The sequence below is a fragment of the Acinetobacter bereziniae genome (assembly GCF_016576965.1).
Lineage (GTDB): Bacteria > Pseudomonadota > Gammaproteobacteria > Pseudomonadales > Moraxellaceae > Acinetobacter > Acinetobacter bereziniae.
Map to the genome: position 1 here is coordinate 4,435,837 of NZ_CP066119.1, position 15,401 is coordinate 4,451,237.

At 39.0% G+C, this 15,401-nt stretch carries 15 protein-coding genes; 7 read left to right on the top strand and 8 right to left on the bottom strand.

All coding sequences use genetic code 11. The features are described 5' to 3' along the window. The first annotated feature begins 141 nt into the window (after positions 1–141). Entirely contained in the window at positions 142–1,047 is a 906-nt protein-coding gene (locus I9192_RS20815; RefSeq protein WP_005035213.1) for a DMT family transporter, read from the top strand. 148 nt (positions 1,048–1,195) lie between these two features. Here I9192_RS20815 and ssb read toward each other — a convergent pair whose 3' ends face one another. The 3 genes from ssb to I9192_RS20830 all read right to left on the bottom strand — a co-directional run bounded on the left by ssb (position 1,196) and on the right by I9192_RS20830 (position 4,418). Continuing rightward, positions 1,196–1,780 carry a single-stranded DNA-binding protein gene (gene ssb, locus I9192_RS20820; RefSeq protein ID WP_004826134.1) on the bottom strand — a complete coding sequence of 195 codons (585 nt, stop codon included), beginning with the start codon at positions 1,778–1,780 and terminating at the stop codon, positions 1,196–1,198. A 51-nt stretch (positions 1,781–1,831) separates the two neighbouring features. Beyond that, the gene (locus I9192_RS20825) at positions 1,832–3,196 is read right to left on the bottom strand and encodes an MFS transporter (protein ID WP_010590905.1); all 1,365 of its coding nucleotides are present in this window, start codon (positions 3,194–3,196) and stop codon (positions 1,832–1,834) included. 139 nt (positions 3,197–3,335) lie between these two features. Beyond that, positions 3,336–4,418 carry a DUF475 domain-containing protein gene (locus tag I9192_RS20830; protein WP_010590906.1) on the bottom strand — a complete coding sequence of 361 codons (1,083 nt, stop codon included), beginning with the start codon at positions 4,416–4,418 and terminating at the stop codon, positions 3,336–3,338. Positions 4,419–4,655: 237 nt separating this feature from the next. On the opposite strand from I9192_RS20830, the gene tenA reads away from it, so the two are divergent. Further along, entirely contained in the window at positions 4,656–5,327 is a 672-nt protein-coding gene (gene tenA, locus I9192_RS20835; RefSeq protein ID WP_005035207.1) for a thiaminase II, read from the top strand. Between the two features lie 121 nt (positions 5,328–5,448). On the opposite strand, the gene I9192_RS20840 is transcribed toward tenA, so the two are convergent. Beyond that, positions 5,449–7,257, bottom strand: a complete 1,809-nt coding sequence (locus I9192_RS20840; protein ID WP_005035205.1) for a choice-of-anchor I family protein — start codon at positions 7,255–7,257, stop codon at positions 5,449–5,451. A 324-nt stretch (positions 7,258–7,581) separates the two neighbouring features. Here I9192_RS20840 and mdtD point away from each other — a divergent pair, with 324 nt between their 5' ends. From mdtD to dinB, 4 genes are all read left to right on the top strand, one after another. Then, positions 7,582–8,973 (top strand): multidrug transporter subunit MdtD, encoded by a 1,392-nt coding sequence (gene mdtD / locus I9192_RS20845; RefSeq protein ID WP_005035203.1) that lies wholly within the window; start codon positions 7,582–7,584, stop codon positions 8,971–8,973. Between the two features lie 42 nt (positions 8,974–9,015). Next, positions 9,016–9,984 carry a hypothetical protein gene (locus tag I9192_RS20850; RefSeq protein ID WP_005035201.1) on the top strand — a complete coding sequence of 323 codons (969 nt, stop codon included), beginning with the start codon at positions 9,016–9,018 and terminating at the stop codon, positions 9,982–9,984. Between the two features lie 13 nt (positions 9,985–9,997). After that, positions 9,998–10,741 carry a glycoside hydrolase family 25 protein gene (locus I9192_RS20855; RefSeq protein WP_009585484.1) on the top strand — a complete coding sequence of 248 codons (744 nt, stop codon included), beginning with the start codon at positions 9,998–10,000 and terminating at the stop codon, positions 10,739–10,741. A 116-nt stretch (positions 10,742–10,857) separates the two neighbouring features. Beyond that, complete coding sequence (gene dinB, locus I9192_RS20860) at positions 10,858–11,913, top strand: DNA polymerase IV (protein ID WP_010590907.1); 1,056 nt, start codon at positions 10,858–10,860, stop codon at positions 11,911–11,913. On the opposite strand, the gene I9192_RS20865 is transcribed toward dinB, so the two are convergent. Together I9192_RS20865 and I9192_RS20870 are read right to left on the bottom strand one after the other, a co-directional pair. Continuing rightward, on the bottom strand, positions 11,905–12,516 hold the full coding sequence (locus I9192_RS20865; RefSeq protein ID WP_005035197.1) for an alpha/beta fold hydrolase: 612 nt from the start codon (positions 12,514–12,516) through the stop codon (positions 11,905–11,907). The genes dinB and I9192_RS20865 overlap by 9 nt on opposite strands. Before the next feature lie 28 nt (positions 12,517–12,544). Beyond that, positions 12,545–13,186, bottom strand: coding sequence for a glutathione S-transferase family protein (locus tag I9192_RS20870; protein ID WP_005035195.1), 642 nt, complete (start codon positions 13,184–13,186; stop codon positions 12,545–12,547). A 149-nt stretch (positions 13,187–13,335) separates the two neighbouring features. Between I9192_RS20870 and I9192_RS20875 the strand changes: the two genes are divergently transcribed. Then, positions 13,336–13,782 (top strand): surface-adhesin E family protein, encoded by a 447-nt coding sequence (locus I9192_RS20875; RefSeq protein ID WP_151801064.1) that lies wholly within the window; start codon positions 13,336–13,338, stop codon positions 13,780–13,782. An 88-nt stretch (positions 13,783–13,870) separates the two neighbouring features. On the opposite strand, the gene I9192_RS20880 is transcribed toward I9192_RS20875, so the two are convergent. Then, positions 13,871–14,269, bottom strand: coding sequence for an OsmC family protein (locus I9192_RS20880; RefSeq protein ID WP_005035190.1), 399 nt, complete (start codon positions 14,267–14,269; stop codon positions 13,871–13,873). A gap of 149 nt (positions 14,270–14,418) precedes the next feature. Then, positions 14,419–15,366: a pirin family protein gene (locus I9192_RS20885; protein WP_004826117.1), complete on the bottom strand. Its 948-nt coding sequence runs from the start codon at positions 15,364–15,366 to the stop codon at positions 14,419–14,421. Between the last annotated feature and the right edge of the window lie 35 nt (positions 15,367–15,401).

Consider the following 15,401-nt stretch of genomic DNA (forward strand, 5'->3'; position numbering starts at 1 on the left):
TATAAATTTATTTTATCATTGATATAAAAATGTGAGTAGAAAAAAACCACAAGCTTATGATAGGCACCGCAAGCAGGTGCAAGAAATAGGTGGCTTAAATCAATCACAATAGTGCTGATCGTTTAGTTTGGTTGAAAGAATATGAATGCACTCCTATATGTATTGGTCGTGGTGATTTGGGGAACGACTTGGATTGCAATTACTCTGCAACAACAAAGTGGCATATCGGTCAATGTGGCGGTGTTTTGGCGCTTCTTTATTTCAGCAATGTTCTTATTTGCATTGATTATGTTGTGCCGAAAAAAGCAAAAGTTAGCTTTAAACGACCATTTATTTTGTATGCTGCAAGCTTGTTGTATTTTTGGTTTTAACTTTGTTTGCTTTTATTATGCAGTTCAATATATCAGTAGTGGTTTGGAAGCTGTCATTTTTTCGATGGCAGTGATCTTTAACACTCTGAATGCCAAGATTTTCTTTAAACAACAGGTTTCTACATATTTTTATCCTGCGGCTTTGCTCGGTGGTTTAGGTATTATTGCCTTGTTTTGGCATGATGTCGTGGGAAATAGTTTAAATCAATATACGCTGATAGGAATAGGTCTGTGTATATTGGGAACCTACGGCTTTTCTCTGGGGAATATGATCAGTGCACGCCATCAAAAAAAGGGGTTGGATATTTTTACCACCAATGCTTATGGCATGTTGTACGGTTCAATCTTAATGGCACTGATCGCGGTGATCAAGCAGGATGAGTTTTTCCCAAATATGCAATTCAGTGCAGTGAGTGCTTTACTATATTTGGCTATTTTTGGCTCAGTGATTGGCTTTACTGCTTATTTCTATTTAGTTGGGCGGATTGGTGCAGCTAAAGCGGCGTATAGTACCTTGTTATTTCCATTGGTCGCTTTGGTGATTTCGACCTTTTGGGAAGGGTATCAATGGCATATCAATGCTGTGATCGGGGTAATTTTAATTTTATCTGGTAATGCAATTTTCTTTATTAAATTGCCAAATTTTAGACTCCCTCGCATGCTCAACCGAAGCTAAGTGAAAAACGATAGCTTACTCTCTGCATGAAATAAAAATAGCCTCTCTTATTTACAAAATAACAGAGGCTATTTATTGAATTAAGTATTTGAGTTTAAAGAAATTTAAATTAAATCAACTTCAAATAAATAATTAAATATTGTACAAGTTAGAACGGCAGATCATCATCTAAATCTGCTGGAGCAGTTGCCGGCGCTTGTTGCGGTTTAGGCGACTGGAAACCCTGATTAACATTGTTTCCACCATTGCCATAACCACCTTGTGGAGCTGCATTACCATAGCCACCTTGGTTGCCTTGATTATAACCACCACCTTGGTTGTTATTAAAACCACCTTGTTGATTGTTATTGAAACGTGGTTGGTTATAGCCCCCGTTTTCACCTGCTTCACCTTGTTGACGGTTGTTATCCAACATCTGCATTTGCTCACCACGGATTTCCGTTGTGTAGCGTTCTTGACCATTTTGATCTGTCCACTGACGTGTACGTAAAGAACCCTCAATATAAACTTTCGAGCCTTTACGTAAATATTGCTGTGCAATTTCACCTAGGCGGTTATGCAATACAATACGATGCCATTCCGTTTGTTCTTTTCTTTCTCCGGAATTTTTATCTGTCCAAGATTCACTGGTCGCTATTGAAAATTGAGTGAGAGACCCCCCATTTGGGAATGTTTTCGTCTCAGGATCACGACCCAAAGTACCAACTAAAATAACTTTATTTACACCACGCATTAGATGTTATCTTCCTATTCGATTCTATGTTTTACTTTATAAGAGTTATGTTTAAATGGCTACCTCTTTCCCAAACAACTGCGTTAAATGTTGTCGCGCAGCATCATCAATCTGCTGTTTATCAACCTTTATATACGCCACTTGCTGGTCAGACATTACCACGACCTCTTCAATACCACGAATTGACAATAACTGAGAAGTCCAATTATCGGTTTGTTTATCCTCAGGTAATCGCAAAACGATTGATGTCAAATATCGTGGTTGAGCCAGCCCAAAGCTAATGAGCAACCAAAGTATAGCAATAGCTGCTAAAACACTCCAACCCATTGTTGTATTATTGAGCAAAATTAATTGCCCACCGAGTGTACCACCAAAAAAAGCACCTAAAAATTGAGCACTTGCGTTGACACCCATTGCTGTTGCTTTGGACTGAATCGGTGCAGCTTTGGACAACCATGAAGGTAATAAAGCTTCCATCACATTAAAAGCAATAAAGAATAAGCCCAGACCGAGCAATAAAATATATTTGGATTCATAACCAAATATAAGAATAACCAGACCAGCAATAATGCCTGCAATCGCTGTGAGAAAAATACTGCGCATCTTGCGATATTTTTCAGCAAGAATAATGCTTGGAAAAGCAAAAAATAAGCTAATCACCAACAGTGGTAAATACACAATGCCATGTTTGGCTAAAGGAATACCTGCAAAGTTAATCAACTGTGAAGGCACATAAATAAACATAGCAGTGAGCAATAAATGCAATGCGAAGACTGAAACATGCAAACGATTCAGATCACCCATTTTTAACACTTGTTTGAGCTGATTGAGATAGCCTTGTTTAAAGTTCTTATGATGACGAGTAGTTTTTGGCACCAAAAACAACATTGAAATTGCCAACAACCCCATCACGGTCGTGACCCAAAAAAGTCCTGAAATACCGACTAAACTGGTTAGCCAAGGTCCAAGGCTAAACGCAACTACAAAAGATAAGCCGATACTCATACCCATCACAGCCATGGCTTTGGTGCGATTTTCTTCGCGAGTCACATCTGCAAGCAATGCCATGACAACCGCTGATACAGCGCCAGCCCCTGCAATCGCCCGTCCAAGAATCACACCATAAATGCTTTCAGACATGGCTGCAATTGTGCCACCTAAAGCAAATAACAGTAACCCAAATACAATCAACGGTTTTCGACTAAAACGGTCTGCCCATAAACTGAAAGGAATTTGCAGAATTGCCTGACTTAAACCATAGACACCTACTGCTAAACCAATCAAGGCTGGTGTCGCATATTGATAAGACTGCCCCACCACGGAAAACACAGGGATAATCATGAACAGCCCCAACATGCGTAAAGCAAAAATACTACTTAATGCAAAGGTCGAGCGGCGTTCTAAAGGATTCATCATATCTACTGGCTTATCAAAACTGGCGAGCTAATTTTCAAACACATCATCGCATATTGTGGCAACTTTGTGGAAACATTGCGCATAAAAAAGAGCACTTTCAAAGTGCTCTCCCATTGTAATCTCTTTTATTAAAAAAGGATTAATCTTGTTGTTCAATTCGCTTGTTATATTGGATTGATGCGATCACAGCCCAGACAATAAAGGCAACACCGATCAATCCTGTCACCACTTCAGGTACATGGAGTCCAGTACCGCTTGCAATCATAATAAAAGCTAAAGCACCAATCGCATAATGTGCGCCATGCTCAAGGTAGACATAAGCATCAAGTGTACCTTTATCGACAAGATAAATCGTCATTGATCGAACGAACATTGCACCGATGGCCAAGCCCAACATGATGATGACCACATCAGAGGTAATTGCAAAAGCACCAATCACACCATCAAAACTGAAAGAGGCATCAAGGACTTCTAAATAAATAAAACCGCCGATACCTGCTTTGATGACACCTGTTGGAGCACCATTGGCATCGTGACCTACGGCATTGCCCTCTTCATCAACTTCAGGCTCACCACCCAATAAATGACTCAGCACTTGTACACCAATATAAATGACAATGCCCCAAATACCTGCCATGGTCACTACAAGACGTTTTGCCTCTTCAACATTGGCTGCCATCACCAACAAAGCAATGAGTGCGAGGAAAACCGACATCGCAGGCACATTGGCTAAATTTGCTAAACGCTTTTCAACCCACTTAAACCAGTGCGTGTCTTTACCTTCATCCAAGAAGAAGTTTAAGAAAACCAACAATAAGAATGCTCCACCAAAAGCAGCAATTTCTGCATGATGCGCTAATAATTTTGCTGAATATTGGATTGGATCATTTAAAGCCATTTTCACAACTTCAACCATGCCCATATCTGCGGTCACTGCAACGATCACAACAGGGAAAACCAATCGCATACCAAATACGGCAATCAAGATCCCAACTGTTAAAAAGATCATTTTCCAAAAATGATCCCAATTGCGTAATACAGAGGCATTGACCACAGCATTGTCAAAAGACAAAGACACTTCCATCACAGCCAAAATCGCTGTAATCGTCAGTGCTGACAGCATGGCTTGGACACCTGCATTGGGACCATGGGTAAAGCCCCAATATGCAGATATAGCCAAACACACAACCGTAAAAAAAATTGAGAAACCAAAATGTTTCATCATGAGAATACGACCTACGGAGAATAGTTTTTTAATCAGAACACTGAAATAAAAATTGGGTTTTTAATGCGCACATTATGACGACTTTTTTAGGTTTCTCCAAAAGTTCTTTGTCATATTTTTATGCAAACTCAGTTGAATTTTCTGCATTCAAATACCTAAACCAACCTAGAGTTGCTATAGTCTTGCCAGTTCAAAATGACTTTAATTGCTTGAATGATCGCATAGGAAAATAACATGAGTTTTTCTCAACAGCTTTGGCAACGTAATCTTGCCTTATATAACAAAACATTAGCTTTACCATTTAATCAAGAACTTGCTACAGGCACATTAAGCAAAGACGTTTTTTGTCATTATGTGATCCAAGATGCCCATTATTTAGTGGCTTATGGACGTGCATTGGCTATCTGTGGTGCAAAAGCCTTTGATGCTGACGATATTATTCAATTTACACAAGGCGCGAAAGAAGCCATTGTGGTTGAACGCAGTTTGCATGATGGATTTATGCAAAACTTCGGCATTAGCAAAGCTGATTTTGAAAACACACCACTGACGCTTGCTTGCCATCACTATACCTCTTTCTTAACAGCGACAGCGTGGTCAGAAAGCTATCCTGTTGTATTGGCATCATTACTGCCTTGTTTCTGGATTTATGCTGAAGTCGGTAAAGATATTGTCAACAAATCTGTCGCCAATAATCCTTATCAAGCATGGATTGATACTTATTCTGGTGAAGAGTTTAATGAAGCGGTTAAAAATGTTTTGGCAACTATTGACCGTATTGCTGAACATTGTGATGCCGCAACACTTGAGAAAATGCATAAGGCCTATACCAAAGGTGCTGAGTTAGAATGGTTATTTTGGGATGGTGCTTATCATCAAAGACAATGGTTAGGCTTAGATCAGTAATTTATAGATATATGCTTCCCACTCTCCCTTATACATATTAAGTTTGGGGCAGTGGGCGTTGAAAATGTAATAAAAAAGAGTGCCAAAGCACTCTTTAAAACGAAGGGATTAATTTAAAATTCTACTTTAAATTAATCTGATAAATTGCTGTACTACCGCTCACCTCGTTACCCACAATCAACATTGGTTTAGCATTCGGTGAATCTTTCGCAGAAACAAACGTCAGTCCTTCAGGTCCTAGATCACTCTTTTCAATTAAAATAGATTCACCTTTGGAATTGACATAAGTTTGATCTTGTTTAAAAGTGCGGTTGTTAAAATACTGCACAAAAACAGGTTTTTGAGGATTACTAATATCATAAACCATAATCCCACTTTGACGCTCTAAGCCAATAAAGGCAAAGGTTTTCTTACCAATCGTCCCTAAAGCCAAACCTTCGGGTTCAGGTCCTTTATTATCACTACGGTCATCAAAAGCAGCCGCTTCATGATCACTGTTAAAGTAATTTGGAAATAACTCAGCAACTTTACGTTCAAACTCACTGCCTGAGTCCCAAACCAATTTACCTTGTGTGTCCCAGATACTAAATGAGCGTGCGCCATAGCTATACAGTTTGTTATAGGTCAATAATCCGTTGGCATCTAGTTTTGGAGAACCATCGGTATTGGTTTCATACCCCATATTCCATGCAATATTTAAACGCCCCAATTGGTCGTCCTCACGGCATAAACCTGGACCAGTTGCTGTTGCTCCACAATATGCAAAGACTGTGGCATCCAATTTGGCTCCTTTTACCCCAGCAACAAGATGAGTCAAATGCGCAGGATAATCCCCTTTATTATTAAAACCTTTGACATTGAATAAATGCTTCATTCGAATTGCTTCAGCAAAACCTTTACTTTGGTCTCCAGCATAATATGCAGTTGTGTCATTTAACCATTCACGTGAGTCACCTTCATTTGCGGTCACTAAGTAACTGGTACCATTGGCTTGATAGTGGGCAATTGAATCAGGTTGATACATTCCCATCAAACCTGGCCAAGCTTGAATATTAATTTTTTTATCTTTATCACTGACATCTAAAGCATTATTTGCCAGACCATGATCTTTATAGCCCAATGGTAAAATATCAGTCACTTTTTTTGCGACAATATCAATTTTTGCAATGGCATTATTTTCTTGTAAGCTTGCCCAAGCAGTTTTTCCATCTTGGCTAACTGCAATGTATTCAGGTTCTAAGTCTTGAGCGACTGTCGCTTTTGGACCAAAAATTCGTACACCTGATTTAATCAACTCTGCTTTTTTATCATTAAATGCTTTGAAGTCTGCAACAGTTGCGGTTGGCTGACGAATATTCGTGATATCAATAATGCTGATTGAGCCTTCAGGATCAATACTATAATCATCATTAGGCTCAGCCTCATTGGCAACCAAAACTGTTTTACCATCTGGGGTAAAAGTCAGCATATCTGGTAAAGCACCCACTTCAACTTTACTGATGAGTTTTAAATCCTTAGCATCAAAAAACGCCACCAACCCTTTGTCAGTTTTTTGCTTGGCTTGAACAGCAAGCGCAACAATACCATTTTTGATCGCCACAGAATTTACTTCTGACTCTGCCAAGGCTTCACGAGCAGAGAGCTCGCCAATATGAACTGGTGCATCTGGCTTAGACACATCAAGTACATCGACCAAACCTTTTTTGGCGTTAACTACAAATACTCGTTTGGTGCTTGCATCATAAGCAGGAATTTCTGCTGCGCTTTCAGCAAAAACACCTGTCTCATAACGACCTAATAGACTTAGGCTAATACTTTCAGGTGTTGCTTCCTCAACCACTGGTGGTGTTGATTGATCATTGTCATCATTACATGCCACCAGTCCCACAGAAAGCATTGCTAAACACAATGCAGAAATCTTTAAGTTCATGCGCCAATCCGTTGTAGTTTAAATTTTCACCACTATAAGGATTAGGGGTGTAAATTTCATGACCAACACATTACACTTTTATTGCAGTTTCTTGACCTTTGACACAGTATCTTTGGCAAAAGCATTCTAAATGCGGGGAAGCTTACTCAGTGATCACATTTTAACTTTGCACAGAAATCAGTGCATTCAGATCAACTGTACAATGCCTCATTTTTTGACTCATGTACCAAAGCTCATTTATCTCGCTGGTTCAACAACGATTTCATACAGATTTAAGCTGAGCATTGTTTTAAACTATTCACAAAATTGACTTATTTCAGTTCTATGACTGCAACGCCATCGCACAGCAAATTACAGCCTAAATTTTATTTATTGGTTTTTTTAGTTTCGATCGGCTTTTTCATGCAAGGCTTGGATACCACGATTATCAATACTGCCTTGCCTGCAATGGCGGAAAGTTTGCAAGAAAATCCATTAAAAATGCATGGTATTGTCATCAGCTATGTATTGGCTGTTGCCGCCTGTATTCCTTTGAGTGGCTGGTTGGCTGATCGCTTTGGAGTACGGAATACTTTTTTTATCGCAATTGTGATTTTTACCAGTGCCTCTTTGGGTTGTGCGCTATCCAACAATTTCAATTTGCTGATCGCATTCCGAGTCATTCAAGGCATAGGTGGTGCACTACTGGTTCCAGTAGGTCGTTTAGCTATGTTAAAAATTATTCCTCGTGAACAATTTCTTTCAGCAATGAGTCTGATGAGTTTGGCAGGGCTACTCGGACCATTGATGGGTCCTGTTTTAGGAGGGTGGCTGGTTGAATATGCCTCGTGGCATTGGATTTTTTTGATCAATTTACCGATCGGAATTTTAGGGACATTTGTCACCTTTAAAGCCATGCCCAATGTCAAAGAGGCTTCAGTGAAATCTTTCGATTTCAGCGGTTTTGTTCTTTTAGCCATCGCAATGGTGGGTATGGCTCTCGGTATTGAAAATATTGCCAGTAAAGAGATCTCTCGAAACTTCAGTATTGGCTTACTTTTAATTGGCATCATTTCAGCATGTATTTACGCTTATCATGCACATACACATCAGAATGCATTATTTCGTAGCCGTTTATTTAAAAATAAAATTTATACCATCGGTGTATTGGGAAATTTCTTTGCCCGTTTTGGTGGCAATGCGGTGCCTTTTATTTTACCACTCATGTTACAAGTGGCTTTTAAAATGGAACCCTTGATGACAGGGATTATGATGACACCAATTGTATTGGGCTCATTATTTTCCAAACCCATCATCCGCCCTATTTTACAACGCACAGGCTATCGTCCATTTTTATTGGTCAACACCTTATTGATTGGTGCATGTATTGCCAGCTTTGCCTTACATACTGTCGATACGCCACTTTGGCTGCGCACACTACACTTCTTTGTTTTTGGTGTACTCAATTCATTGCAGTTTGTGACCATGAATACGTTGACGCTGAAAGATTTAACTCAACAAGACGCCAGTAGTGGTAACAGTTTCTTGTCGATGATTATGATGCTTTCAATGAGTATTGGTATTGCCTTAGCAGGCACATTGTTGAATACTTTTACTGTATATTTTACAGAGACACATATTACTCAAGCTTTTCACTATACGCTGATCTGCTTAGGTGCAATCAATATCATCACTGCTTTAATTTTCTTTCAGATCCCAAAAGATACCCGAGATTAAACTGTTCAAAATAAAACTGAATAAAGAATAAGGACACATCATATGATCATTCCAAGATATTGGGCAGAAGCAAAAATAACAACACAATACGAAAAACGCCAAGTCACCATCAAACGATTTGGTTGGTCAGATTTGAGTATGCATGATGCACTAATACATGCAGAAACACGTGTTAAAGAGGCACTTGAGCAACTTAGATCAGGACAGAACATTCGCAAACTTGACCATAAAATTCCTTATAATGGCAGTGAAGGTTTGCCCATTCGTGAAGAAATTATTCAACAACACGATGATGTGGTGATCACACGTAATTCTTATGGTGCACTCTGTCTCAATACGCCCGATGTTTTATTTGCAGACATTGATTTTAATTATGCGCCGAATAGTCGACTGTATTTTTTAAGTTTTATATTGCTCTTTTTCATCAGTATCGTCTGTACTGTATTACTTAAAACATGGTGGGTGTTGCTATTCGGCGTGTTTTTTTCCATTGTACTCAGCAAACAAACTGCCGAAATATTGTTGAGTATTCAAAATAAATGGAAGGGTTCACCGGAACAACAAGCCTTAAAATCCATTCGTCAATTTTCTATGCAACATCCAACTTGGCATTTACGTGTCTATCAAACCCCAAAAGGCTATCGGGTCTTGGTCATGCATCAGCTCTTTGAACCTCGAAGTGAAGAAACTCAACAGTTTTTTATTGCACTACAAGCCGATCCAAACTATGTGCGTATGTGTAAGAACCAAAACTGTTTCCGAGCAAGGATTAGTCCGAAACCGTGGAGAATTGGTATAGATGCCTTACGTTTAGGGGTTTGGCCAGTTCAAGAAAACCGTATGCTTGACCGAGACAGATGGATTACTGAATATCAAGCACGTGCCAAAAAATATGCATCATGTAAATTTATTGAACAATTGGGTAGTCAAATGACGCACCCTAAAGCGAAACGCGTACAATCAACACATGATCAATACTGCAACGCGACGATTAATCTAGAAATTGCATAACATTGGCAACAGGATGATTTTTGTGAAACACCAACCTAAATATCGTTCTATCTTCACCAGTATCGGATGTATCAGTTTATTGGGTATCGCCAGTTACTTGGCTGTGTTTTATCCACAAAATGCTGGTGCTCAAGATTATGTTATTCGTGGTTTCGATGTATCACATCATCAAGGTGAGATCGATTGGAAAAAAATCTCTCCTCAGCAGTATCAATTTGTTTATCTCAAAGCCACTGAAGGCGGAGATTATCAAGATGATAAATTTCAGGATTACTGGTTAGAAGCACGTGAACGTGGTATGCGTGTAGGTGCATATCACTTTTTCCGTTTGTGTCGAGACGGCGCAATTCAAGCACAAAACTTTATCAAAACAGTACCCAACAAAAGTAATGCCTTGCCCCCTGTCATCGACTTGGAATATGACAGTGCCTGTATCAACACTTACACCAAAGAACAATTACTGAAACAAATCAAAATTATACATGATCAGTTGCATCAACATTATGCTAAACAACCCATTTTTTACACGTCCAAAGTATTTTATAACATGGTTCTTACAGGCGAATTTAAGGACACACCGATTTGGATTCGTGAGTATAAAGATAAGCCTGATTTAAAAGATGGTCGTGAATGGACTTTTTGGCAAAATACCAATCAGGGAACAATTCAAGGCATTGCTAAAAATGTTGATTTAAATGTTTTTTATGGAGATGCTGAACAGTGGAAACAGTTTTTACAACAGAATAAGTTAAATTAGCCAACCCTCATCTCGACACAGACTGTCGCAGATTCGCTACCAAACACCAAATTCATCACTTACAACAAACCAGATCGGTTAGAATAAACACACAGCGCTGCAACACTGTGTCATTCATGAGAAAAATCATCCATATCGACATGGATGCATTCTATGCATCTGTGGAACTACTTGAACGTCCTGAATTGAGGCATTTACCTGTGGTGATTTCTTCACATCACCCTCGGGCGGTGATTGCTGCGGCATCTTACCCTGCCCGTGAGTTCGGCTTACGCTCTGCCATGTCGATGTCACAAGCGAAAAAACGTTGCCCACAAGTCTATGTGATTGAACCTAATTTTGAAAAATACCGTGATGTTTCTCGTCAAATTCATGAAATTTTTCAAAAATATACATCACTCATTGAACCTTTGTCTTTAGATGAAGCTTATCTTGATGTGACTGAAAACTTATTCAATATTCCCAGTGCCACGGAAGTCGCTGAACGAATTCGTGCTGATATTTTCCAACAAACGGGTCTTACTGCATCTGCAGGCGTTGCACCAAATAAATTTCTTGCCAAAGTGGCTTCAGATTGGAACAAGCCCAATGGGATTTGCATCATTAAACCCAGCCAAGTGCAAAACTTTATTCAAGATTTAGCCCTGAAAAAAATTCCTGGCGTGGGTAAAGTTACTCAAGAAAAACTCAAAAGTTTAAATTTAGAAACATTGGGCGACTTGCAAAAAATTGAAGAAAACATCTTAATTCACCATTTCGGTAAATATGGCAAACAGTTGTTTTTATATGCTCAAGGCATAGATGATCGACCTGTACAAGCAGAACGACAACGGCAGCAAATTTCAAAAGAAACCACATTTGATGACGATTTTAATCTCGAACAATGTGCAATCTATTGGGATAATTTAATCTCACGGGTTTGGCTCAGTTTAGAAAAGAAACAGATGCAAGCACGAGGTGTGACCGTCAAACTGAAATTAAAGAATTTTCAGGTACTACAACACAGTAAGAGCTTTAAGACTGCACTTAAATCACCACAAGAAATGACTCAAGTGGTTCAAATCTTATTGAATGAAATGCAGATTCCTGAGCATTTTCAATTCCGTTTAATTGGCGTGGGGCTATATCAACTCACAGATCGACAAGACGAGTCACAATTGTCATTATGGTAAAGTACATTCATGTTCGGAAAGAAAATCTTCAACCCATTCTGTCACTTGATCTGCAAAAACATGAGCTAAATCATGCTCACCTTGTGGAATGACATGTAATATTGAATTTTTGATTTTGTCCTGTAAATATTCACCGACTTTAACTGGACTGATTGGATCTGAATCACCCCAGATTAATAGAACAGGACAAGAAATCTGGGTTAATACATCATCCAAATAAGATCGATGATCCATAAACCAACTTGGAACAGCAAAAGTTTGACGATAGTCTTCTCGCCAATCCGCCACATGAAATGGAGCTAAATTGATTCCTCCTGAAGTTGCAACCAATACCAGTCCCTTAACCCATTCTGGTTTTTGTAATGCTGCTTGGACAGCAAAGATGCCTCCCATAGACTGCGCAATCAATATCGATGGTTGTTCAATCTGATCAAGAACATAAGTCTGTAGATCTTCAAAACTATGAATTTGAGGATGATCTGGGCATCCCCCAAAGCTTGGATAGGCAATCACGGTTTTTGCATAATTCATCGACAAGCTTTGCATCACGGGTTGCCAAAATTCAGTACTTCCAGATGCACCCGGTAAAAAGATCAAATTCATTTAGACTTCACTTTGAGCTCTCAAATAATTAATCGCCGCTTTTTGCTTTAGCACGTTGATAAGCAGGTCGCTGCTGAATGCGTTCCGCATAAGCTGCAATTTGAGGCATCTTATTTTGAGTACGTTGCTGCATTGCTATCACAGGGAAGCTCATCTGAATATCAGCAAAAGAGAATTCTCCTGCCGCATAATCATGCTGGCTAAAATAGTCTTCCAAAAATGCAGAATGCTCTTTTAAACGTGGATTGATAAAACCACCACGTACCCCTTCGGAGATTTTTTTTGCTATCGGTCGAATCAAAAATGGTACATGTTTCGGCATATTGGTCATCACCAAAGTCATCACCAAATAAGGCATTAAAGAACCTTCTGCATAATGCATCCAATAGTTATATTGCATCAGATCTTGAGACTTCTGAGGCTTAAACTGATTTTGGGTATCATAGGTCGTTTGAAGATAGTCCAAAATCACCGCAGATTCGGCAATTGTTAAATCACCATCCGTCAACACAGGTGATTTTCCAAGTGGATGCACAGCTTTTAACTCTGGCGGTGCAGCAAAGGTAGGCAAACGCTTATAGTGCTTAATTTCATATTCAAGCCCCAACTCCTCCAAAGCCCAAATAATCCGTAATGAGCGTGATTGATCCAGATGATGTAATGTAATCATTTTTATTGCCTCAATTATTGTGTTCTGACTATAGATTGATCTTGGCTTTTCAACAATTGAATTGCTATATTTTTAACACTTTTTTAAGTGTGCTCTGGAATGACTGTGTTTATAATCTGTCTGAATATCAGCCATACTGAAAAATAAAAATGAAGCATTTACTCGGTTTAACTCTATTATTGGCATGCGCCAATGCATATTCCTATCAGCCCAAACTTATTTTGCTTGGAGCTATTGAGCCTCAAGGTCAAGCCTTTATTGACAGTAAGGCAAATAAAGTGATTCGTGATTCATTTAAACAAGCGGTGATCTACGAAAAATATACTGCGCCAATCAAACGAAACACTGATCTGCCTTATCAATCTGTGATTAAACAACTTATTGTCGACTGTAAAGGGAAAACTATTGCCCTTCGAGGTGCTGATTACTTTGCAGGACAAACCTCAAACAGCAAACTCGTAAAAAAATTTGATGACATTACCTTGAGTCATGACGGCGAAACTGGTGCTGCGTTTTATTCTTTTGATGATTTAGATTTTAAGCCCTTAAACCAAGCTCAGTTTTATACACAAATTTATAACATCAGTTGTAAATAAGTCATCAGCAATATTGACCATATAAAAAAAGACACTTTGTTGCTCAACAAAATGTCTTTTCCAAATCAAATTATTTTTTCAATATCACTCAAATAATCGAGGTATTGATTTCTACACTACGTAACAAGGTTTTGGTGACAGGTGTTTTTTGGCAAATGTCTAATACCTTTTGGTGCAACTCTTCTGATAAAGCATTGGCAAATGATAAACGGCGTTCAATCCATTCTTTACCTTCTTTGTTGGCATTAAAATCTGCTTCAACTGTAAACTCGCCCAAATCAAAACCTTTATGTTGCGCATACATCCGTAACGTAATCATCGTACAGGAAATCAAACCAGAACAAACAAAATCATAAGGTGCTAAACCTTTGTCTTGCCCCCCAAAAGATTCAGGTTTATCAGTAATCAGTTGGTGCTTACCACTGAGCACTTCGCCAGACCATGGTTCTGGATAAGTTTTTACTTTTGCATTTGCAATAATTGCCATTTTATTTTCCTATAATATTGAAATTTTTATTTAACCTTCGTTTAGATGAAACTTTGTAAGCTCAGTATTTGCGCTAAGGGATGAGCCTTTAACGCAAATTGTTTAATTTAAGCTCGTGTCTCAAGATCAGCAATCAATCATGGTGCCGATTACTTCGATGGTCGCATCTTATCTGGAAATGCTGGGGCTTCTAAACGTGGACCATCATAATCAGGAATTGTTCCAAAACGGGCATCTTGATTGATCCATTGCTCTGTCGCTGTTTTCAGTTCCTCTTGGGTACGTCCCACAAGGTTCCACCACAATAAAATAGGCGACTCAAAGGGTTCTCCACCAATCAACAACAAACGAGAACCTTTCGGAAGTTCCACTTCAATCTGGGAGATTCCTGGTTCCAGCACCACCATATTGTCACTATTTAAATCATGACCATTGACGATTGCATCACCCTCTAAAGCCATAAATCCATACTCAAATTTAGGATTGAGCGGAATACGAGTTTTAGTCTGTTCTTTGGCAAAAAAATCAATGCCTAATAATTCTGTATGAACTTGGACTGGAGACACGGTATCCATAAATTCACCAACTAATACAGTGAATTCAATATTGTCCTTTTCGACCACAGGCAATACAGGATAATGGTCAAATTGAGGTGCCATATTGATTTTATCATCAGGCAAGGCGATCCACAGTTGTGCCGCATGCATTCGGGTTTCGGTATCAGGTGCAACTTCTGTATGAGAAATTCCGTAACCTGCCGTCATCAAATTAACTTGCTTTGGGCGAATCAATTGTTTTGAGCCAATGCTGTCTGTATGCATCATTGTGCCTTCAATCATCCACGTAAAAGTCTGTAGCCCGATATGTGGATGTGGTCCAACATCCAATCCATCTCCTTGAGGAAATGTCACTGGTCCTGCGTGATCTAAAAAGCACCATGCTCCTATCATACGTTTCTGACGACTTGGTAATGCACGTTTAATGACGGTGCCTCTGCCTATTTCTGCTGAGCGAATTGGAAAATCTTGAATAAATTGATTCACGTATTTTTCACAATCGTCAGAATTAGAAATCTCGGTATAGTTGGTATTGGTCATTTTGTTATCCTAAAGTTGTTCATCAGCTCAGGATG

Excerpts from the sequence above, each read along its gene's own strand:
- I9192_RS20870 (WP_005035195.1), bottom strand. The coding sequence starts at position 13,186 with ATGATTACATTACATCATCTGGATCAATCACGCTCATTACGGATTATT.
- ssb (WP_004826134.1), bottom strand. The coding sequence starts at position 1,780 with ATGCGTGGTGTAAATAAAGTTATTTTAGTTGGTACTTTGGGTCGTGAT.
- I9192_RS20840 (WP_005035205.1), bottom strand. The coding sequence starts at position 7,257 with ATGAACTTAAAGATTTCTGCATTGTGTTTAGCAATGCTTTCTGTGGGA.
- dinB (WP_010590907.1), top strand. The coding sequence starts at position 10,858 with ATGAGAAAAATCATCCATATCGACATGGATGCATTCTATGCATCTGTG.
- I9192_RS20865 (WP_005035197.1), bottom strand. The coding sequence starts at position 12,516 with ATGAATTTGATCTTTTTACCGGGTGCATCTGGAAGTACTGAATTTTGG.
- tenA (WP_005035207.1), top strand. The coding sequence starts at position 4,656 with ATGAGTTTTTCTCAACAGCTTTGGCAACGTAATCTTGCCTTATATAAC.
- I9192_RS20825 (WP_010590905.1), bottom strand. The coding sequence starts at position 3,196 with ATGATGAATCCTTTAGAACGCCGCTCGACCTTTGCATTAAGTAGTATT.
- I9192_RS20855 (WP_009585484.1), top strand. The coding sequence starts at position 9,998 with ATGATTTTTGTGAAACACCAACCTAAATATCGTTCTATCTTCACCAGT.
- I9192_RS20830 (WP_010590906.1), bottom strand. The coding sequence starts at position 4,418 with ATGAAACATTTTGGTTTCTCAATTTTTTTTACGGTTGTGTGTTTGGCT.
- I9192_RS20815 (WP_005035213.1), top strand. The coding sequence starts at position 142 with ATGAATGCACTCCTATATGTATTGGTCGTGGTGATTTGGGGAACGACT.
- I9192_RS20880 (WP_005035190.1), bottom strand. The coding sequence starts at position 14,269 with ATGGCAATTATTGCAAATGCAAAAGTAAAAACTTATCCAGAACCATGG.
- I9192_RS20875 (WP_151801064.1), top strand. The coding sequence starts at position 13,336 with ATGAAGCATTTACTCGGTTTAACTCTATTATTGGCATGCGCCAATGCA.
- mdtD (WP_005035203.1), top strand. The coding sequence starts at position 7,582 with ATGACTGCAACGCCATCGCACAGCAAATTACAGCCTAAATTTTATTTA.
- I9192_RS20885 (WP_004826117.1), bottom strand. The coding sequence starts at position 15,366 with ATGACCAATACCAACTATACCGAGATTTCTAATTCTGACGATTGTGAA.
- I9192_RS20850 (WP_005035201.1), top strand. The coding sequence starts at position 9,016 with ATGATCATTCCAAGATATTGGGCAGAAGCAAAAATAACAACACAATAC.